Below are 18,229 nucleotides of genomic sequence, written 5' to 3'. Positions count from 1 at the left end.
ATCAATGCGCGCCCTCCCCCCTGGGTCATCATCGCCGACGGCCGGGGCGAGCCCAGTCAGACGCAACGCGAGGGGGGTGGCATGCTGGTCGATACGGGCACGGTCGAGCGAATTCCCCACGCGTGCCATCATGGGCGTTCGGGGGACGGTTGTGCCGATTGCAAGGTTCGCCTGATCAGCGTCTGCTCCGTGCTGGCGCTCGCCGAGTTGGAAGAACTCGAGGCGCTGAGCCACCATCTCACCCTGGACAAGGGCCAGACGCTGTTCGGGCAGGGCGAACCCGCCTGGTCGGTGTACAACGTCATCGACGGCGCCCTGCGCCTGACGCGGCTGCTCCCCGACGGGCGGCGTCAGGTGATGGGCTTTGCCCTGCCGGGCGATTTCCTCGGGCTCGCCCTTCAGGAGCGCTACTCGGTCTCGGCGGAGGCGCTGGGGCCGGTGGAGACCTGCCGCTTCGGTCGCGAGAATTTCGCGGAGGTGATGGCGTTCAAGCCGCACCTCCTCAAGAGCCTGCACGAGCGGGCGGGCTACGAATTGAACCTCGCGCAGGAACAGATGCTGCTGCTTGGGCGCCGGACGGCCGAGGAGAAGGTCGTGGCCTTTCTGCTGTCGCTGCGCGACCGCTACGCCCGGACGGGCCATGCCTCCGTCACCGTCGAACTGCCGATGGGCCGACAGGACATGGCCGACCATCTCGGCCTGACCATCGAGACGGTCAGCCGGATGCTGTCGCGGCTCGATCGCGCGCACGCCATCCTGCTCGTGCCGGGCGGCGTGCGCCTGCTCGATTTGCCGAGGCTCGAGCGGATGGCGGCGAGCTGAGGCACGGCCTCAATGGCTCATCAGACACGGGATCGGTGAGAGGCGCAGCATGTCCCGCGTCGCGCCCCCGAAGAACCATTCCCGAAACCGGGAATGTCCGTAGGCGCCCATCACGATCAGATCGACCTCCTCGCGGCGCGCAAAACGCAGGATCGCATCGGCGATGTCGCCCGCCGGTGCGCCCAACAGGTTCGTCGTGACATGCGCGCCGTGCCGGGCGAGATGTTCCGATACCTCGTCCGCCCCCTCGAACCGCGCCTCGTTGCCGGCGGCGGCGACGAACACCTTGTCCGCGCGGCCGATGAACGGGAGGGCGGCGGTGACGGCGCGGCGGGCCTCGACCGAGTCCTTCCACGCGACGACGATGCGGGCGGCATCCAGTCGTTCGGTGCCCGGCGGCACGACGAGCACGGGACGCCCGGCCTCCATCAGCACCGTGCCGGGGTCGGGCTCCATGGTGTAGCGTCCGGCACTGGAGGCATCGCGCCCGATGACGATGAGGTCCGTGGCGCGGGCCTGCCGGATGAGGAAGGCCTCGGAGCCCGCCTCCGCTTGCCGCCAAGAAGTGCGGATGGTCGTTCCGGCATTCGTCCGAAACAGATCTTCGGCCCGCGCAAGTTCGTCGGCGAGCCTATTCTGCTCCTCGTCGTAGGATGCTTGCGATACCACGATGTCGGCGGCCGGGCCGGGGATCGGGAGCTGGCGGGCGGCGACGCCGGTCAGCGTCGCCTCGAAGCGTTGCGCGAGATCCGCCGCGAGGCGGACCCGGGAAGCGGCAGTCTCGCCCGTGTCGAGGGCGACCGTGATGCTGGCAATGGACATGGAGTGGCTCCGGCGCATGGGGAAACCCGTGCAGGATGCTTCGCCGACCGGGCGCGGGTGATCCTTGATCCAGCGCAAGGGCTGCTTCCTGGGCCGGGCGCATGAAGAGGTCGGCCCAAAGGAGACCTGCCGCCATGACCAGAATCCTCTTCGCCCTTGCAGCCCTTTCCCTCGCCACACCGTCCCTGGCCGCTCCCACTCTATCGGTGGCGGAATGTTCGACGCGCTTCTTCGCCGCCCAGCGCGACGGCAGCCTGAACGGCCGTGATTGGGAGAGCTTTCGCCAGACCGTGTGCGAAACCGCGACGGACGCGGCGCGCTCGTCCGTCCGTCGTGCGTCGGAACTCCGTGAGCCGACCGGGTCGAGCCGGTGATGTGACGCGCCATGGCGCGAGCGACATGACGAAGACCGCAGGAACCGCCCGCTCCGGCCGTGGCGACCTGCCCGATGCGAGAGGATGATTCCGGTGCCAAGTGTTCTGAAGCTCGACGGCAATCGCTTCGCCATCGTGGAGGGCGATCTTTGGTGGCCGGGGCGTTTCGACTCCCCCGAAAGCGCCCATCGCGCGGCGACCCTGCATGAGGACGCCATCGCCCGTTTGCAGGCGCGAAAGAACGCCGAGGCCCGCGACGCGCGCGGCGTCATCACGGTGAACGACCTCGAAGCCGTCGACTGACGACCGAGACTCAACCCCCGTATCATTCAGGGCAACGGGACGTCTTCGGGCGTTGCGCTGCCCTTCAGTCGTCGCGGAGCGCGCGATATTCGGCGCCCTCGATGTCGTCGTACTGGCCGGAGCGGAGCGCCCAGAGGAACGCCGCGAGCCCCAAGCCGCCGAGACCGAGCGCGATGGGGATGACGAGCAGGAGCACGCTCACGGCGACTTCACGCGGCTTTCGGAAGGGTGAGGTGTGCGGCGGCTTGGTTCTTGTCCTCCGTCTTAGCCTCGCCCGATCGTGCGCGCAGCGCATTCGCGGTCACGATGAGGGACGAACCCGACATGGCCAGCGCCGCGATCAGCGGTGTCAGCAGTCCGGCGGCGGCCAGAGGAACGGCGAGCCCATTGTAGGCCGCCGAGATCCAGAGGTTCTGCAGCATGAGCCGTCGCGCCCGTCGGCCTGCGTTGAGGACCGACAGGACCGGCGACAGTCCTCGGCCCAGGAACAGGGCATCGGCGGCGGCCTGGCTGACATGCGAGGCCGTGACGGGAGACAGAGACGCGTGGGCGGCGGCGAGTGCGGGCGCGTCGTTGAGGCCATCGCCGACCATCAGCACATGGCGACCGCTCGACCGCAGGGCCTCGATGCGGGCGATCTTGTCCTGGGGCGTCAGCCCGGCTTCCCATTCCGCGATCCCGAGGCGGCAGGCGACTGCCGCGACGGCGGCGGCACGGTCGCCCGATAAAACCAGGACACGGTGGCCCGACGCCTTGAGCGCCGCGACCACCTCCTCCGCATCCGGCCTGATGGCTTGGCGCACCGGAAACGCGAGGGGCGCCTGCGCGCCTGCCCGGAAGCAGATGACCGAGGATTCGGGATCCGATGCGAGTGCCGCCTGTGCTTGCGCTTCCGCCCCGCAGAAGCGGGGGGAGCCCAGTCGCAACTCCTCGCCATCGACGATGACCCGCACGCCGAGTCCGGCTGCCTCTTCGGCACCGAGGAAGGGTGTTGCCCCTGGCGCGAGCGTGGCGAGGGCCGCCGCCATCGGATGGCGACTCGACAGAGCGAGCCGCGCGGCGGTTTCGAGAGCGGGCTGATCGAAGATCCCGCCGGCCAGGACCGGCTCCGGCAGGGTCAGCGTGCCGGTCTTGTCGAACACGACCGTGTCGATGCGGGCGAACCGCTCTAACGCCGTGCCGTCATTGAGCAGCACGCCTTCCCGGAACAGGGCACCCGATGCCACGACCTGCACGGCGGGGATGGCGAGGCCCAACGCACAGGGGCAGGTGACGATGAGCACCGCGACCGCATTGAGGAGCGCCACGTGCCACCCGGCTCCGCCGACGATCCAGCCGACGAGGGTCAATAGAGCCGCCGCATGGACCAGCGGGACGTAGAGGCGTGTGGCCTTGTCAGCGAGAACCAGGGCACGGGAGCGCGCTTCCAGGGCCCGGCGCATCAAACTTTCGACCTCGTCGAGGAGCGTGGCGCCCGCTGTCGCGGTCACCCGAACCGTCAGCGCCCCGCTGCCGTTGAGGGCGCCCGCGAAAACGCGGTCGCCGCTCCGAACGGTGACGGCGGCGGTCTCGCCGGTCACGAGGCTCTGGTCGAGATCGGAGGTGCCATGCTCGACGAGGCCGTCGGCAGGCACCCGCTCGCCGGGCCGGATCAGAATGCGCGCGCCCGGGGCGAGGTCGGACAGGGGCACGTCGCGCAGCCCGCCATCCGGTTCAGCGAGTGTCGCGCGCTCACTGCGCAGGGTCGCGAGGTTTTCGGCGAAGGCGCGTGTGCGCCGACGCATGGTCTGGTCGAGAACGCGCCCGATCAGCAGGAAGAACAGCAGCATCACGGCGCCGTCGAAATAGGCATGGGTGCCGCCCGACAGCGATTCCACCACCGACATGACGAGGGTCAGGACCACGCCCAGCGTGATGGGGAAGTCCATCGTCACTCGGCCCGCGCGCAGCCCACGGAACGCCCCCTCGTAGAAGGGCCGCCCCGCATAGGCGGCTGCCGGGAGCGCGATCACGGCCTGGATCCAGTGGAAGAGGTCGCGGTTCTCCGGGGTCATGTCCGAGACGTTGCCCGCCCAGACCGAGATGGCGAGGAGCATCACGTTCATCGACGCGAAGCCCGCCACCGCCAGCGCCCGGATCAGCCGCCGTGTTTCGGCGGCCTCCGCATCCGCGATTCTGCCGGGCGCGAAAGGCTGGGCTGCGAAGCCGAGCGACTCCAGTGCCTTCAACACGGTTGCGACGTCGGCTTCGGCCTCACTCTTCCACGTGACCGTGAGGCGCCTGTCTGAAAAGTTGAGCCGGGCGGAGGCGACACCCGGAAGGGGCGCGAGCCCCCGCTCGATGGCGTTCATGCAGGAGGCGCAGCGCACGCCCTCGACCGCGAATTCGGCGCGGGTGGCTCCGTCAGGCAGGGCGGTGAGGAAGGCGGCGTAGTCGCGGCCGAGGGACGGCTTCGTATTCGCTTCGCTCCACGAGGCGTGGGCCTCGACGTAGGCGAGCGCCATGTCGGTGCAGCACATCGGGGGCTTCCCTCAATCCAGGACGATCCGGTGCTTGCGCCGGAACGCGACGCCCTCCTCGCCGACGACCTCCACCACGAGGTCCCACTGGCCACGCGCCAGCGGTTCGGCCTGCGCAGCGTAGGTGCCGGCGGCGATCTCCGTCAGATCGACCAGGACGTCCTTCCGCTTGTCGGTCGGGCGCTCGAACCGGGCGCGCAGCACCTTGCCCCGCAGCGCCTGGGCATGGGCGTCGGACAGGCTCACGCTTACCGTCGCGACCCCCGCCGGATGGAGGATCGCCGACATGTCGAGGTGCCACCCGAGGGCGTCCTGTTCGCGGGCATGGCGCAACTCCGCGTTGTATAGCTGGCCCGCCCTATACGGGGAGGCGACTTCGAGGCCGGACCACGTTCGCGTCGCCGAGACGAACAACGTGGCATCGGCGGCGGCGACCGTGCCGAAGAAGACGACGAACAGGGCCAAAACCTGCCGTCCGGTCAGGCCGCCTTGGGCCCGGGGTTGCTGAGCGGTGAGCGTCATGGCGCGGGTGCCTTGAAGTGATCCTGTGCCTGGATGCTCTCGCCCGTCGCCGGATCCGTGAGGGTGAATGTGAGCGGGATGCTCGGGGCGGCGGGCAGGCCTGCAGGGGCGAAGACGAGGACGCGGAATTCCTGCGTGGAATCCGACGGGACCGGCATGTCTCGGGGCGTGCCGCCGACAACCTCGACGCGCGCTCCGGCCAGTCCCTCGACCGTGAGCGCATAGTGGCGCTCGCCCGGCCGCTTGTTGCTGAGCCTGAAGGTGTAGCCGTTGCGGATTGCGCCATCGGACAGGGTGACGAACAGCGGGTTGCGGTCGTGCAGCACGCTGAAGGCGGTGAAGCTGCGCGTCACGAGGCTGTAGAGCATGAAGCTGCCGATCCCGGCGACGAGGGTCGCGTAGAGGATGGTGCGCGGCCGGACGATACGGCTGACGGCCCCTCCTCCGGCGGCCCGGCTCCGGCGGTTCGCCTCCGTGTCGTAGCCGATCAGGCCCGCAGGGCGCCCGAGTTTGTCCATCACCGTGTCGCAGGCGTCGATGCACAGGCCGCACTGGATGCAGTCCATCTGCTGACCGTCGCGGATGTCGATGCCCGCGGGGCAGGCCGTGACGCAAGCGAAACAGTCGACGCAATCACCCGCCGCCTGGCCTGCTGCGCGCAACGCCGTGGCTTGCTTGGCCGACATACGGGGCTCGCCCCGCGCATCCCGGTAGAGGATATTATAGGCGTGCTCGTCCGTCAGGGCCGCCTGGATGCGCGGCCAGGGGCACATGTAGGTGCAGACCTGCTCGCGCATGTGGCCCGCCAGAAGGTAGGTGGTCGCGGTCAGCGTCAGGATCGCGACATAGGCGACGGGCGGGGCTTGGTAGGTCGCGAGCTGGCCGACCAAGGTGGGTGCATCAGCGAAGTAGAGAACCCAGGCGCCGCCGGTCCACCACGCAATCAGCAGCCAGATGGAATGCTTCATCGTCCGCAGGGCGATCTTCTCCATCGACCACGGAGCGGCATCGAGCTTCAGACGCTCCCGCCGGTCGCCCTCGATCAGCCGCTCGACGGCGAGGAACAGGTCGGTCCACACGGTCTGCGGGCAGAGGTAGCCGCACCAGACGCGACCGGCCACGGCGTTTACGAGGAAGAGGATCAGCGCGGCCAGGATCAGGAGGCCCATGACGTAGGTCACGTCCTGCGGCCACAGTTCGATGGAGAAGAAGTAGAAGCGGCCCTTGTCGAGATCGAGCAAGACCGCCTGGGAGGGCTCGCCCGGTCCCCGGTTCCAGCGGATGAACGGAACGAAGTAGTAGATGCCGAGGGCTACGGCGAGGATCATCCACTTGATCCGCCGATAGGTGCCGCGAACCAGTTGCGGCTGTATCTTGGCCCGCGCCGCATAGAGCGAGCCGTCGGCGGCGGGGATCGCCGTGCGGGTCGCCGCTGCGCCGAACTTCGTCTTGGCGCGGGCACGGCGCGGTGGCGCCGGAGCAGGTGTGTCTTTGGGTTGTGCGAGGGGCATCGGCGGACCATCCTCCGTCCGCCATCGGGACGGGGTCCGGAAGCCCTAGGCCGCGCTGGCGGACGGGGCTTTGATCTCGCTCAAACGAGAAGTCGTTAGGCCCGGCTCGTCTTTGCGAGCAACGCGAAGCAATCCAGGGAGCCGCCACGGTTGGAAGGGTCCCGCTGCCCTGGATTGCTTCATGACGTTCGCATTGTTGGCGTCGCTGCGGGAGAGCCCCGAAGCCCTACCGTCCGCCGCCCAGGCCGTGGACGTAGACGGCCAGCGACTTGATCGTCGCCGCGTCGAGGCGGCCCTCCCAGGCGGGCATCACGCCCTTGCGGCCGCCGGTGATCGTGGTCACCACCTGATCGGGGGAAGAGCCATAGAGCCAGATCGCGTCCGTCAGGTTCGGGGCGCCCATCTCCGGGTTTCCCTTCGCTTCGGTGCCATGGCAGGCGGCGCAATTACCGGCGAAGATCTCCGCGCCTTTCTCGACGCTTGCACCGGGAACGCCGGGCTTGCCCGAGAGCGAGAGCACGTAGCTCGCCGCCGCCTCGATCTCCTCGCGAGACAGCATCCCGTCTCTCCCGAAGGCGGGCATGTCGCCGATATGGGCCTCCCCGTTGCCGGAACGCGCGCCGTAGCGGATGGTCTTCTCGATCTCGTCCGGCGTTCCGCCCCAGAGCCAGTCGTCGTCCTGAAGGTTCGGGTATCCCAGGCGGCCGGTGGCCGAGGTGCCGTGGCAGGCGGCGCAATTGTCGCCGAAGGCGGCCTTGCCGGTGGCGAGGGCGAGGCGCAGCAGGGCCGGATCGGCGCGGATCTGTTCCACCGTGGCGCTGGCGAGTTGGGCCTGACCCCGCGCGTCGCGCTCCTTTCGCACGGCGTCAACTTCACCGAGCACCTTGGCGCGCTGGGAATAGCCCAGAAGCCCCGTTGAGTAGCCGCTCACCATCGGCCAGGCGGGATAGAGCACCCAGTACCCCATGGCCCAGACGATGGTGGCATAAAGGCCGTAGAGCCACCAGCGCGGCAGCGGATTGTTGTATTCGGCGATGCCGTCCCATTCGTGCCCAGTGGTCTCGGGGCCCGCAGGCGGTTTGCCGGGATTGGCGGTGTCGGCCACGGCTCAGTCCTCGATCAGGGGAAGGTGGGCGGCCGCATCGAACCGGGTGCGGTTGCGCGGCCAGAAGGCGTAGAGGGCGACCGCCGCGAAGATCGCGACGAAGTAGAGGAGGCCGCTCGTCTGGGCGAAGGCGGCGGCGCTTTCGTAGGTCATGGCGCTCACCTCAGGTTCTTCTTGTCTTCGTAGATCTTGAAGTCGACCATCGTGCCGAGCATCTGCAGGTAGGCGACCAGGGCATCGATCTCGGCGACACGTCCCTTCTCCCCGCCGAAATCGTGGACGACGGCTCCGGGATAGCGGTGTTGGAGGTCGGCGGCGGCAGGTCCGTCCGGGTCGAGCTGCGCCTTCAGGTCGGCGGCGGCGAGCGCGATCATCTCGTCGCTGTAGGGCACGCCGAGGGCCCGGTTCGCCTTCAGGTCATCGGTGATCGCCTCGCCGTCGAGGGGCCGGTCGAGGAAGGCGTAAGCCGGCATGATCGAGGCGGGAACCACGGCACGGGGATCACGCAGATGCTCGCGGTGCCATTGGTCCGAATACTTGGCCCCCACGCGGGCGAGATCCGGCCCGGTGCGCTTCGACCCCCATTGGAACGGGTGGTCGTACATGCTCTCGGCGGCGAGCGAGAAGTGCCCGTACCGCTCGACCTCGTCGCGCATCGGCCGAACCATCTGGCTATGACAGAGGTAGCAGCCCTCACGGATGTAGATGTTGCGTCCGGCAAGCTCCAGAGGCGTGTAGGGGCGAACGCCTTCGACCTTCTCGATCGTGCTCTTGAGGTAGAAGAGCGGCGTGATCTCCACGAGGCCGCCGATCGCCACGACGAGGAGCGCGCCGATGAGCAGGACGATGGAGTTCTTTTCGAAGACTTCGTGCCTCTTCCAGAGGCCGGGCTGGGCGGTAGCCATCGGACAGGTTCCGTGATGCGACGGGTATGATGGGTTCGGGTGGGGCCGCCGCGACCGGCGGCCCCTGATCGCTCGTCACTCCGCCGGGGCGAGACCGGTGGTGCCCGCGAGCGGCTCGCGCTCGGAGGCTTCCTTGCCCGCGATCGTCATGGCGAGGTTGTAGGCCATGATCAGCCCGCCGATCAGGAACAGCACTCCGCCGAGAGCCCGGACGAGGTAGTAGGGCTGCATCGCCTCCACGGTCTCGACAAAGGAGTATTCGAGGAAGCCGAGGGCGTTATAGGCGCGCCACATCAGGCCCTGCATGATGCCGGCGACCCACATCGAAGTGATGTACAGGACGATGCCGAGCGTCGAGATCCAGAAGTGCCACTCGACGAGCTTGAGGGAATACAGTTCACGCCGGTTCCAGAGCCACGGCACCAGGCAATACAGGGCGCCGAAGGAGATGTAGGCGACCCAGCCGAGCGCTCCGGAATGGACGTGGCCGATGGTCCAGTCCGTGTAGTGTGACAGGGCGTTGACCGCCTTGATCGACATCATCGGACCCTCGAACGTCGCCATGCCGTAGAAGGCCAGCGACACCACCATGAAGCGCAGGACGGGGTCGGTCCGCAGCTTGTCCCAGGCGCCCGACAGGGTCATGAGACCGTTGATCATGCCGCCCCAGGAGGGCATCCACAGCATGATTGAGAAGGTCATGCCCAGCGTCTGCGCCCAATCCGGAAGGGCTGTATAGTGCAGGTGGTGCGGGCCCGCCCAGATGTACATGAAGATCAGAGCCCAGAAGTGGATGATCGACAGCCGGTACGAGTAGATCGGCCGTTCGGCGCGCTTCGGAACGAAGTAGTACATGATCGCGAGGAAGCCGGCGGTGAGGAAGAAGCCGACCGCGTTATGGCCGTACCACCACTGGATCAGGGCATCCTGCACGCCCGCGAACATCGGGTAGGACTTGGAGCCGAGGAAAGAAACCGGCATCGCAAGGTTATTGACGATGTGCAGCATGGCAATCGTCACGATGAAGGCCAAGTAGAACCAGTTCGCCACGAAGATGTGCGGTTCCTTGCGCTTCCAGATCGTGGCCAGGAACACGAGGAGATAGACGACCCAGACGAGGGTGAGCCACAGATCGGCGTACCATTCGGGCTCGGCGTATTCCTTCGACTGGGTCACGCCCATCAGGTAGCCGGTGCCGGCAATGACGATGAACAGGTTGTAGCCCAGCACGACGAACCAGGGGGCGAGGTCCCCCGCGAGCCGCGCCCGGCAGGTGCGCTGCACGACATAGAGGGAGGTACCGATCAGGACGTTCCCGCCGAAAGCGAAGATCACCGCCGAGGTGTGCAGTGGCCGCAGCCGCCCGAACGTCGTGTATTCGAGTCCGAGATTGAGCGAGGGCGCCCAGAGCTGGAAGGCGATGATGCAGCCGACCAGGAACCCGGCGATGCCCCAACCCATGGCGGCCACGGCCGCAAACTTGACCGGACCGACATTGTAGTTCGGCTTGCCGTCGATCTCCTGAGGAACGGGCTCGGCCGGTCGGCCCTCATAACGCTTCAGGACGGCGGCGAGACCGCCGATCGCGGCCAGCGCGAACAGCCCCATATGGATGGAGAAGGGGCCATCGACCGCGTGGGCCGAGGCCAGCGCGCAGAGGAAGGCGCCGGCCAGAAGGAAGACGCCGAGCCCGGCTTCCCCCTCCGTCATGTATTTTGAAGATGATATCGCGGCCATGGCTCGCTGATTGTCCTCGCGCAGGAACGGCTGAACCAGCGCTTAGGAAAGCGAGCATCCCGGGGCCTTGATTTCGATCAAAGGCATCGCCGCAAGGCAGACGAGGCGTCGTTCGCTGCATCGGCGGACGCGCCGCCCGATCCTTGATCCAGAGCAAGGCACAGGTCTTCGCTGCGGCACACAAGGCGGCGTCCGGTACGGTCACTACCTGCCCGACTGCCAAGGAAACCATCGATATGCGTCGCTCCCGTCCCCTCGTCGGTGCCGCCCTCCTCGCCTGCTCGGCCCTTCCCGCGTTGGCGACTCCCTGCGGACAGCAGGTCAGCGCCCTTCAGCGCCGCCTCGACAGCGTAGGCGCCGTTCGTGTGGCGGGCCTTGAGCCGGGGCACACCCTGACGACTGGGTCGGTCAAGGCCCTGCCGCACGTCCTGAACGAGCAGCCCAGCAACCCGCAGGTGAAGTCCACGCGCGAGAACATCGCCGCCGCGCGGGTGCTGATCCGTGAGGCGCAGTCGGAAGATCAGGAGGGCAACCAGCGGGCCTGCGAGAACATCCTGACGGACGCCAAGCGCCTGATCGGCGCCTTGCCGTAGCGGGCGTCACGTCCCGCCTCGGTTCCGGGCTTCCCGTGCTGGAATACGGGACCGGGATGTCCATCTCAGTTCAAGTGTCCCCTCGATTGACTTACTTCGCGTCCTTGTGTCGGACATGAAGGCGGGAGGACAGGAAGCGAGATGGTGCAAACCGCCGCTGCGATCGTCATCGTCATGGGCGTCTCCGGCTCCGGCAAGACGACCCTCGGCCTCGCCCTGGCGGAGCGCCACGGCTTCCACTTTCTGGACGCTGATGACTTCCACCCGCCCGAGAACGTCGCGAAGATGCGGGCGGGCATCGCCCTCGACGATGCGGATCGCGCGCCGTGGCTGGCGCGGCTGGCCAATTTGTTGAAGGACGCGGCAAGGCGGGGTGAGCCGACCGTGCTCGCCTGCTCGGCGCTGAAGGTCAGCTACCGCGCGATCCTGGCTGCGGCGAGCCCCGACATCCTGTTCGTGCTTCTGCAGGGCGATCCGGCGATCCTCGCCGCGCGGCTCGGCGCGAGGCGCGGCCATTACATGCCCCCTTCCCTCCTGGCGAGCCAGTTGGCGACGCTGGAGATTCCAATGCCGGACCAGGCGACGCTGATCCTCGATTGCCAGCAACCGGTGACTGTACTGTGCGAGGCGGTGATGGCGCGGCTCCGGCCGCTCGGCCCCGGCGGCGAAATCAGCCCCGTGCAAGCGTGAACGATTAGGCCTGTGCGCCGCGAGGGCGCCATGAGGGCGCCTCAGGGAGTTCTGGGCGCCATGGGTATCGGGATCGGGCTGCTCATCGCGATCGGCTGCATGCTCGGCGGCTTCGTCGCCATGGGCGGCCACCTGATCGTCATCTGGCAACCCTGGGAGTTCGTCATCATCGGCGGCATGGCCATTGGCGGCCTCGTGATGGCCAACCCGATGAAGGTCGTGATCGATTCCGGCAAGGCCACCATGGAGGCCCTCCTCGACAAGGTGCCAAAGCGGAAGGACTACCTGTCGCTGCTCGGCCTGCTCCATGCCCTCCTGCGCGAATTGAAGACCAAGCCGCGCAACGAAGTCGAGACCCATTTCGACGATCCGGCCAATTCCGAGATCTTCAAGAACTATCCCGACGTCACCAAGAACCAGGATCTGGTGCTGTTCATCTGCGACTATTGCCGCCTCATCCTCATCGGCGGCGCACGATCCCACGAGATCGAGTCGCTGATGGAAGAGGAGATCGGCACGCAGAAGAAGGCTGCCCTCAAGCCTTACAACGCGGTCAACACCGTGGCGGAGGCCCTTCCCGCGCTGGGCATCGTGGCGGCGGTGCTCGGCATCGTGAAGGCCATGGGCGCGCTCGATCAGTCGCCGCAGATCCTCGGCGGCCTCATCGGGGCCGCCCTGGTCGGTACCTTCTTCGGCGTGTTCGCTTCCTACGGCGTGCTCGCGCCGCTGGCCGTGAAGATCAAGGGCGTGCGCGAAAAGCAATGCTCGGTCTACACGATCGCGAAGCAGAGCCTGATCGCCTACATGAACGGTGCGCTGCCGCAGATCGCGATCGAACACGGCCGCAAGGGCATCGCATCGGCGGACCGGCCCACCATCGACGAGGTGGAAGCGGCCACCGTGCCGGGCGCCCGCGCCGAGGCCGCCTGAGATGCAGCCCTCCCCCACCGAGGCCCCGGCGATCCGGCGCGGCGCGAGCGAGATCCGCGCGCGCATTCAGGACGCCGCCGGGCTGTCGCTCGACCGGCTGCCGATGCTGCAGCTCATCTTCGACCGCCTCGCCACCGGCTGCGGCGACGCGCTGAAGCATCGCGTGGCCTCGACGATCTTCTACGCCCTGTCGGGGGTGACGAGCGGGCGCTTCGGCGATTTCCTCGACGGCTACGACAATAATGCCGTGGTCGGCATCTTCCACGCGACAGGCTGGGATGGGCACATCCTCGTCGGCCTCGATCGCGATTTCATCTTCACGATGGTCGAGGTGCTGTTCGGCTCCGATGGCTCCGAGCCGCCCGTGGACGAGGAACGAGCCTTCTCGGCTATCGAACTGCGCGTCGCGCAGATGGTGTTCGAACAGGTGGGCAAGGCCTTGGAAACGTCCTTCGGCCTCGTCTCGCAGACCGCGTTCCGGCTGGAGCGCACCGAGACGCGCATGGAATTCGCGATCATCGGGCGCCACAGCAATAATGCGTTGCAGGCCAAGTTCCTGTTCCAGGGGCTGAGCCGCAGCGGCGAGATGTTCCTCGTCATCCCCCAGGCGCTTCTGAACCCCCTGCGGGCGAGCCTCGCCAAGGTGTTGACCGGGGAATCGACGGCGCGGGACCCGCGCTGGTCACAGCAGATCGCAGAGCAGGTCCAGAAGGCCGAGGTGACGCTCCGCGCCGTGCTGGAAGAACGCCACCTCACCCTCGGTGAGATCGCCGGACTGAAAGTGGGTCAGGTCATCGGCCTCGACGCCACGCCGACGACCCGCATCAAGCTCGAAGGCAACGACCGGCCGCTGTTCTGGGCCCATGCCGGGCAGGCGCAGGGCGCCTACGTGCTGCGGATCGACGAGGTCATCGCTCAGGACAAGGACAATCTTCATGGCCTCGCTGGTTGACGGCGTGCTTCTCGTCGCCCTCGTCGGCACCAGCGCCTGCGTGGTGCCGATGTATCTGAAGCTGAAGCGCCTGGATCGGACCCAGGCCGAGTACGGCCGGGCCATGGCCGCGTCCGGCCATGCGCTGGCCAGCGCGGGCGAAGCCGTGCGCAGCTTCGCGGGCGAGGGCCGCGAAGTGTTGGAAGCGCTCGGTCGCAAGATCGATGAGGCCCGCGCGACCCTCGTCCAGCTCGAAGCCGCGCGGGACAGGCTCGCGCGCGAGGAGGGCCGGGTCGGCTGAGGCGACAGCCTCGCATCAGCCAGACCCGCTAGAGACCCCCAGGCCGCACGGCTGAAGACCCCGAGTCCGCGATGAGCAACAGCCCCTTCCCCGACACCGCGACCGCCCCTGCCGCCGACGAGCCTCTGGTGGGCGAAGGGCGCAACCTCGATTCCATTCTGCGCATCCCCGTGCTGGTGCAGGTGGTGCTCGGTTCGGCCACGATGCCGGTCGCCAACCTGATGAAGCTCGGGCGCGGCGCCGTGGTGCCTCTGGACCACCGGGTGGGCGAGCCCGTGGACGTGATGGTCAACGGGCGCGTCGTCGCGCGCGGAGAGATCGTCATCGTCGAGGAGGACAATTCCCGGTTCGGCGTCTCGCTGACCGAGGTCGTCGGTCCGTCCGAATCCGACTCGGCCGCCTGAGGCCGACGCCGTGGCGGTCGCACCCCTCGGCCCCTCGCCGGCCGCACCGCCCGTCTTCCCGGCGGGAGCGGCCCCGGCTCCACGTGGGCCGGGCCGGTCCCTCGCGCCGGTGGATCAGGTCGCGACCCTGCTGCTCGCCATGGGTAAGCCCGCTGCGGGCCGCCTGCTGAAGTATTTCGAGCCGGACGAGATCAAGCGCATCACCCGCTCGGCGGTGCAGCTCGGACCGGTGAGCGCCGACCAGCTCGACGGTGTCGTCGAGTCCTTCGCCGTCGAATTCGCCAACGGCGCCAGCCTCATCGGCACCGTACAGGAGGTCGAGAAGCTGCTGAGCGGCCTGATTCCGGCCGAACAGCTCGCGGAGCTCCTGGCGGATGTGCGCGGCAACGGCGCCCGCTCGGTCTGGGAGCGGATGGGCAGTGCCTCGGAGAGCGTGCTCGCGAGCTACCTCGTGAAGGAGCATCCGCAGACCGCCGCGCTCATCCTCTCGCGGATCAAGCCCGCCGTCGCCGCCAAGGTGATGAGCCAGTTGCCCGCGCCCCTGCGCAACACGCTGATGCGGCGGATGCTGAGCTTCAAGCCCGTCGATGACGAGATCCTCGCCATGCTGGAGAAGACCCTGCTGGAGGATTTCATGGCCAATGGCACGCGCAATTCCGGCGCGGATACCCATGCCAAGATGGCCGACATCATCAACAAGATGGACCGCGCGCAGATGGACGAGGCGCTGACGAGCCTCGGCGAGTCGCGCCCGAAATCGGTCGAGATCCTCAAGGGCCTGCTGTTCACCTTCGACGACATCGTCAAGCTGGTGCCGCGCGCCCGTACCACCCTGTTCGACGCCGTGCCGAACGACCGCCTCGTCCTGGCGCTGAAGGGCACGGATGCGGAGTTCCGCGGGGTGATCCTCTCGGCACTCTCGGCCCGCGTGAAGCGCATGGTCGAGCACGAACTGAACGGCGGCGAGCCCGCAGCGCAGCGCGACGTGATGGAGGCTCGCCGCACCATCACCGACCTCGCCATGGACATGGCCGCCCGTGGCGAGATCGAGATCAATCCGGGGGGCGAGGAAGATGCGCTCATCCGCTAGCAGGGTCGCGCAGCCTTCCCCGCTTGCCATCGTCCTTGCGAGCGTGAGCGAAGCGATCCAGCGGTGCCACGACCGGACCGGTCCGGCTGGCCTGGATCGCTTCGCCGAGTTCGCAATGACGGAGGCCGTCTCGTCGTCAGTCAGGCCGAGCCGCGCGCATGGCTGAAGATGTCGATCACGAGAGCAAGACCGAGGCGCCGACCGAGCGGCGCGTCCGCGAGGCCCTCGACAAGGGCGACATCCCGTTCTCGCGAGAGGCGCCGGTCTTCGCCTCCATCCTCGGTTTGCTGATCGGCCTTGCCTTGTTCGCGCGGGGGCAGGCGGCGGAGCTCTCGCGAGACCTCTCGGCCTTCTTCGACCACCCGCAGGGCTTCTCCCTGTCGAGCGCCGGCGATGTGACGATGCTGCTCGCGGCCACGGCGAGCGCTGCGGCGCGGTTCCTCCTGCCCTTCCTGCTGCTGCTCGCGGCCTGCGGCCTTTCGGCGTCCATCCTTCAGAACGTGCCTCGCCTCGTCGGAGAGAGGATCCGGCCGAAATGGCGCAACGTTTCACCGGCCTCCGGCTTCAGCCGGATCTTCGGACGATCAGGTCAGGTCGAGTTCCTGAAATCGGTCTTTAAAGTCCTCGGTGTCACACTGGTGGTAGTTCTGCTCCTGCGCTCGGAGCAGCAGAAGGCCGTGAATGCCATGTTCGTCGATCCGAGCCAGCTGCCCGAGCTGATCCTCACCATCTCGATCCGCCTGGTTTCGGCGATCTCCATCGCTACGATCATGATCGTCGCGGGCGATCTCGTCTGGGCGCGGCTACGCTGGCAGCGGTCGCTGCGCATGTCGGTGCAGGACATCAAGGACGAGCAGAAGCAGAGCGAGGGCGACCCGACCGTGAAGGCGCGCCTGCGCTCGCTCGCCCAGGACCGGTCGCGCAACAAGATGCTCGCGGCCGTGCCGCGCGCCACGGTGGTCATCGCCAACCCGACCCATTTCGCGGTCGCCCTGCGCTATGAGCCGAGCGAAAGCCCCGCGCCCCTGGTCGTCGCCAAGGGTCAGGACCTGATCGCCCTCCGCATTCGCGCTATAGCCGAAGAAAACGGGATCGCGGTCATCGAAGACAAGCCTCTCGCAAGGTCGCTGTACGATGCTGTGCAGGTCGATCAGACGATCCCGGCCGAATTTTACCGGGCCGTTGCTCAAATCCTGTTCTTTTTGTTCGCGAGGCCCCGATGATCACCCAGGCCTACGATCCGGCTGCCGGCCGGCCCGCACCGGCCGAACTGATCGCCGCCTCGGAGCGCGTCTTCGCGGAGGAGTTGCGCGACTTCATCGGTGAACTCTGCCTCCTCGACGGCAGCGTGCTGATCGGCTGGATCCGTGGGCAGCACCACGGCAATATCGCGGATCTCGTCGCCTCCTCCGCCGAACCCTTCTTCAAGGACGCGACGCTGGCCTATGCCGATGCCGCCGACGTGTCCTTTGCCTGGGGCCGGTCCATGCAGGTCGTTCTCGACATGGAGTTCGTGACGAAGCCGGTCACGGTCTTCTTCAAGCTCGTGCTCGACAGCTATTTCGCAGGCGTGGCGATTCAGCGGATCATGGCTGGGACCGAGCCGCCCTTCTCCCCGGAGATCCTCGCCCGCGCAGTGTCTGACGCGCGGCTGCAACGCGCCAGCACCTGAGCCGCTACACCCATTCGTTTCATCGGGGGCATCAAGTCGGGTCCGCAAGGGCCCGGCTTTTTACTTCCGACATCCGCATTGTCGACGGGGGGACAGGAAACATACCACTGGTGGCTGTACTTTCGCGTCCATGCAACGAAAACGATCATACTTGCAAAGATGTGACACTGGTTGGGCTGCAATTACTTAGGTTGCTGAATTAGAAGTGGAACATACTTTACAAAAACCGATCCTTACTGCGTAGTGAATCACCGCGCGCCGCCATAACTGATGAGCGAAAAGATATCGCGCGAAGGGGTTCGGTCAGAATGTACTGCCTTGTAGATGGTCGGAAATCTGTCAACGAGGGCTATGCAGCGAGCTTCGACCGGGAAGGTGTGTCGGCTTTCGGTCTTTCGCCGGACGAGTTCGCGGGATGGATCCGCGCGGCCTCGCGGAGTGATGTCGATGCCGTCCAGGGTTTCCTGCTCGGTGATTTCGACGAGCGAGCGAAATGTGCGTCCGTCATTCGCAAGCATTCGCGGGCGCCCGTCATCGCGCTGGCCGATCAGCGTTCGCTCGAGCAGACCTTGGTCCTGTTCGATGCCGGGATCGACGACGTTTTGCCCAAGCCCGTCCACGTCCGTGAGATCCTGGCGCGATCCGAGGCGATCTGGCGACGGGTGAACGGTGGCATCCAGCCCGTCGCCGGCACCGAGGCTTCCCCTCGGCCGGAGCGCCTGCGAGTCTTTTTCGACGGGCGTGAGCCGGAGGTGGATGGCGAGCCGCTTTCGCTACCGCGCCGGGAGCGTCACATTCTCGAATATCTCGTCCGCAACCGTGGGCGCCGCTTGACCAAGACGCAGGTCTTCAACGTGATCTATGGCGTCTACAGCGATGGCGTCGAGGAGAGCGTGATCGAGGGCCACGTCAGCAAGCTGCGCAAGAAGCTGTCGCAGCGGCTCGGCTACGATCCGATCGAGGCCAAGCGCTACATGGGCTACGTCTACGTCGGCTGA

22 protein-coding genes are annotated in these 18,229 nt (G+C 67.1%); 13 read left to right on the top strand and 9 right to left on the bottom strand.

Annotated features, from left to right (window positions below; translation table 11 throughout):
• Nucleotides 1–81: 81 nt before the first annotated feature.
• Complete coding sequence (locus J4O73_RS12125) at nucleotides 82–822, top strand: cyclic nucleotide-binding domain-containing protein (RefSeq protein WP_426217580.1); 741 nt, start codon at nucleotides 82–84, stop codon at nucleotides 820–822.
• 9 nt (nucleotides 823–831) lie between these two features.
• Here the strand turns inward: J4O73_RS12125 and J4O73_RS12120 are convergent, their stop codons facing one another.
• Nucleotides 832–1,644 (bottom strand): universal stress protein, encoded by an 813-nt coding sequence (locus J4O73_RS12120; RefSeq protein ID WP_426217578.1) that lies wholly within the window; start codon nucleotides 1,642–1,644, stop codon nucleotides 832–834.
• A gap of 134 nt (nucleotides 1,645–1,778) precedes the next feature.
• Here J4O73_RS12120 and J4O73_RS12115 point away from each other — a divergent pair, with 134 nt between their 5' ends.
• Together J4O73_RS12115 and J4O73_RS12110 are read left to right on the top strand one after the other, a co-directional pair.
• Nucleotides 1,779–2,018, top strand: a complete 240-nt coding sequence (locus tag J4O73_RS12115; protein ID WP_426217577.1) for a hypothetical protein — start codon at nucleotides 1,779–1,781, stop codon at nucleotides 2,016–2,018.
• A 93-nt stretch (nucleotides 2,019–2,111) separates the two neighbouring features.
• A complete protein-coding gene (locus J4O73_RS12110) occupies nucleotides 2,112–2,321 on the top strand; it encodes a hypothetical protein (protein ID WP_426217576.1) in 210 nt (69 codons plus the stop codon).
• Between the two features lie 64 nt (nucleotides 2,322–2,385).
• Here J4O73_RS12110 and ccoS read toward each other — a convergent pair whose 3' ends face one another.
• The 8 genes from ccoS to ccoN form a co-directional block, all read right to left on the bottom strand.
• Nucleotides 2,386–2,523 carry a cbb3-type cytochrome oxidase assembly protein CcoS gene (ccoS, locus tag J4O73_RS12105; RefSeq protein WP_426217574.1) on the bottom strand — a complete coding sequence of 46 codons (138 nt, stop codon included), beginning with the start codon at nucleotides 2,521–2,523 and terminating at the stop codon, nucleotides 2,386–2,388.
• Nucleotides 2,524–2,530: 7 nt separating this feature from the next.
• Nucleotides 2,531–4,840, bottom strand: coding sequence for a heavy metal translocating P-type ATPase (locus tag J4O73_RS12100; RefSeq protein ID WP_426217573.1), 2,310 nt, complete (start codon nucleotides 4,838–4,840; stop codon nucleotides 2,531–2,533).
• Between the two features lie 12 nt (nucleotides 4,841–4,852).
• Nucleotides 4,853–5,362 (bottom strand): FixH family protein, encoded by a 510-nt coding sequence (locus J4O73_RS12095; RefSeq protein ID WP_426217572.1) that lies wholly within the window; start codon nucleotides 5,360–5,362, stop codon nucleotides 4,853–4,855.
• Nucleotides 5,359–6,873: a cytochrome c oxidase accessory protein CcoG gene (ccoG, locus tag J4O73_RS12090; RefSeq protein ID WP_426217570.1), complete on the bottom strand. Its 1,515-nt coding sequence runs from the start codon at nucleotides 6,871–6,873 to the stop codon at nucleotides 5,359–5,361. Before ccoG ends, J4O73_RS12095 begins: the two co-directional genes overlap by 4 nt.
• Before the next feature lie 226 nt (nucleotides 6,874–7,099).
• Nucleotides 7,100–7,978 (bottom strand): cytochrome-c oxidase, cbb3-type subunit III, encoded by an 879-nt coding sequence (gene ccoP, locus J4O73_RS12085; protein WP_426217568.1) that lies wholly within the window; start codon nucleotides 7,976–7,978, stop codon nucleotides 7,100–7,102.
• Between the two features lie 3 nt (nucleotides 7,979–7,981).
• The gene (locus tag J4O73_RS12080; RefSeq protein WP_426217566.1) at nucleotides 7,982–8,131 is read right to left on the bottom strand and encodes a cbb3-type cytochrome c oxidase subunit 3; all 150 of its coding nucleotides are present in this window, start codon (nucleotides 8,129–8,131) and stop codon (nucleotides 7,982–7,984) included.
• Nucleotides 8,132–8,136: 5 nt separating this feature from the next.
• Entirely contained in the window at nucleotides 8,137–8,883 is a 747-nt protein-coding gene (ccoO, locus tag J4O73_RS12075; RefSeq protein WP_426217564.1) for a cytochrome-c oxidase, cbb3-type subunit II, read from the bottom strand.
• Between the two features lie 75 nt (nucleotides 8,884–8,958).
• On the bottom strand, nucleotides 8,959–10,620 hold the full coding sequence (gene ccoN / locus J4O73_RS12070) for a cytochrome-c oxidase, cbb3-type subunit I (RefSeq protein ID WP_426217562.1): 1,662 nt from the start codon (nucleotides 10,618–10,620) through the stop codon (nucleotides 8,959–8,961).
• A gap of 236 nt (nucleotides 10,621–10,856) precedes the next feature.
• Between ccoN and J4O73_RS12065 the strand changes: the two genes are divergently transcribed.
• The 10 genes from J4O73_RS12065 to J4O73_RS12020 all read left to right on the top strand — a co-directional run bounded on the left by J4O73_RS12065 (nucleotide 10,857) and on the right by J4O73_RS12020 (nucleotide 18,229).
• Nucleotides 10,857–11,213, top strand: coding sequence for a hypothetical protein (locus J4O73_RS12065; RefSeq protein WP_426217560.1), 357 nt, complete (start codon nucleotides 10,857–10,859; stop codon nucleotides 11,211–11,213).
• 141 nt (nucleotides 11,214–11,354) lie between these two features.
• Entirely contained in the window at nucleotides 11,355–11,903 is a 549-nt protein-coding gene (locus J4O73_RS12060; protein WP_426217559.1) for a gluconokinase, read from the top strand.
• A 60-nt stretch (nucleotides 11,904–11,963) separates the two neighbouring features.
• On the top strand, nucleotides 11,964–12,833 hold the full coding sequence (motA, locus tag J4O73_RS12055; protein WP_378975496.1) for a flagellar motor stator protein MotA: 870 nt from the start codon (nucleotides 11,964–11,966) through the stop codon (nucleotides 12,831–12,833).
• A gap of 1 nt (nucleotide 12,834) precedes the next feature.
• Nucleotides 12,835–13,785, top strand: a complete 951-nt coding sequence (locus J4O73_RS12050) for a flagellar motor switch protein FliM (protein WP_426217557.1) — start codon at nucleotides 12,835–12,837, stop codon at nucleotides 13,783–13,785.
• Nucleotides 13,769–14,065, top strand: coding sequence for a hypothetical protein (locus J4O73_RS12045; protein ID WP_426217555.1), 297 nt, complete (start codon nucleotides 13,769–13,771; stop codon nucleotides 14,063–14,065). The genes J4O73_RS12050 and J4O73_RS12045 overlap by 17 nt, the downstream gene beginning before the upstream one ends.
• A 71-nt stretch (nucleotides 14,066–14,136) precedes the next feature.
• On the top strand, nucleotides 14,137–14,469 hold the full coding sequence (gene fliN, locus J4O73_RS12040) for a flagellar motor switch protein FliN (RefSeq protein ID WP_426217553.1): 333 nt from the start codon (nucleotides 14,137–14,139) through the stop codon (nucleotides 14,467–14,469).
• Nucleotides 14,470–14,479: 10 nt separating this feature from the next.
• Nucleotides 14,480–15,559 (top strand): flagellar motor switch protein FliG, encoded by a 1,080-nt coding sequence (locus J4O73_RS12035; RefSeq protein WP_426217551.1) that lies wholly within the window; start codon nucleotides 14,480–14,482, stop codon nucleotides 15,557–15,559.
• 158 nt (nucleotides 15,560–15,717) lie between these two features.
• Entirely contained in the window at nucleotides 15,718–16,782 is a 1,065-nt protein-coding gene (gene flhB, locus J4O73_RS12030; RefSeq protein WP_426217550.1) for a flagellar biosynthesis protein FlhB, read from the top strand.
• On the top strand, nucleotides 16,779–17,231 hold the full coding sequence (locus J4O73_RS12025) for a hypothetical protein (RefSeq protein WP_426217548.1): 453 nt from the start codon (nucleotides 16,779–16,781) through the stop codon (nucleotides 17,229–17,231). The genes flhB and J4O73_RS12025 overlap by 4 nt, the downstream gene beginning before the upstream one ends.
• A 308-nt stretch (nucleotides 17,232–17,539) precedes the next feature.
• On the top strand, nucleotides 17,540–18,229 hold the full coding sequence (locus J4O73_RS12020) for a response regulator transcription factor (RefSeq protein ID WP_426217546.1): 690 nt from the start codon (nucleotides 17,540–17,542) through the stop codon (nucleotides 18,227–18,229).

It is taken from the genome of Methylobacterium sp. NFXW15 (assembly GCF_049887755.1).
Classification (GTDB): Bacteria; Pseudomonadota; Alphaproteobacteria; order Rhizobiales; family Beijerinckiaceae; genus Methylobacterium.
The sequence above is the reverse complement of the archived record's forward strand: the minus strand, read 5'-3'. Positions and strand labels throughout refer to the sequence as shown.

Coding starts and splice junctions, on each gene's coding strand:
- J4O73_RS12065 (WP_426217560.1), top strand. CDS start 10,857: ATGCGTCGCTCCCGTCCCCTCGTCGGTGCCGCCCTCCTCGCCTGCTCG.
- J4O73_RS12100 (WP_426217573.1), bottom strand. CDS start 4,840: ATGTGCTGCACCGACATGGCGCTCGCCTACGTCGAGGCCCACGCCTCG.
- J4O73_RS12080 (WP_426217566.1), bottom strand. CDS start 8,131: ATGACCTACGAAAGCGCCGCCGCCTTCGCCCAGACGAGCGGCCTCCTC.
- J4O73_RS12115 (WP_426217577.1), top strand. CDS start 1,779: ATGACCAGAATCCTCTTCGCCCTTGCAGCCCTTTCCCTCGCCACACCG.
- J4O73_RS12020 (WP_426217546.1), top strand. CDS start 17,540: ATGTACTGCCTTGTAGATGGTCGGAAATCTGTCAACGAGGGCTATGCA.
- fliN (WP_426217553.1), top strand. CDS start 14,137: ATGAGCAACAGCCCCTTCCCCGACACCGCGACCGCCCCTGCCGCCGAC.
- motA (WP_378975496.1), top strand. CDS start 11,964: ATGGGTATCGGGATCGGGCTGCTCATCGCGATCGGCTGCATGCTCGGC.
- J4O73_RS12050 (WP_426217557.1), top strand. CDS start 12,835: ATGCAGCCCTCCCCCACCGAGGCCCCGGCGATCCGGCGCGGCGCGAGC.
- ccoG (WP_426217570.1), bottom strand. CDS start 6,873: ATGCCCCTCGCACAACCCAAAGACACACCTGCTCCGGCGCCACCGCGC.
- J4O73_RS12095 (WP_426217572.1), bottom strand. CDS start 5,362: ATGACGCTCACCGCTCAGCAACCCCGGGCCCAAGGCGGCCTGACCGGA.
- J4O73_RS12060 (WP_426217559.1), top strand. CDS start 11,355: ATGGTGCAAACCGCCGCTGCGATCGTCATCGTCATGGGCGTCTCCGGC.
- flhB (WP_426217550.1), top strand. CDS start 15,718: ATGGCTGAAGATGTCGATCACGAGAGCAAGACCGAGGCGCCGACCGAG.
- ccoO (WP_426217564.1), bottom strand. CDS start 8,883: ATGGCTACCGCCCAGCCCGGCCTCTGGAAGAGGCACGAAGTCTTCGAA.
- J4O73_RS12120 (WP_426217578.1), bottom strand. CDS start 1,644: ATGTCCATTGCCAGCATCACGGTCGCCCTCGACACGGGCGAGACTGCC.
- J4O73_RS12125 (WP_426217580.1), top strand. CDS start 82: ATGCTGGTCGATACGGGCACGGTCGAGCGAATTCCCCACGCGTGCCAT.
- J4O73_RS12045 (WP_426217555.1), top strand. CDS start 13,769: ATGGCCTCGCTGGTTGACGGCGTGCTTCTCGTCGCCCTCGTCGGCACC.
- J4O73_RS12025 (WP_426217548.1), top strand. CDS start 16,779: ATGATCACCCAGGCCTACGATCCGGCTGCCGGCCGGCCCGCACCGGCC.
- ccoN (WP_426217562.1), bottom strand. CDS start 10,620: ATGGCCGCGATATCATCTTCAAAATACATGACGGAGGGGGAAGCCGGG.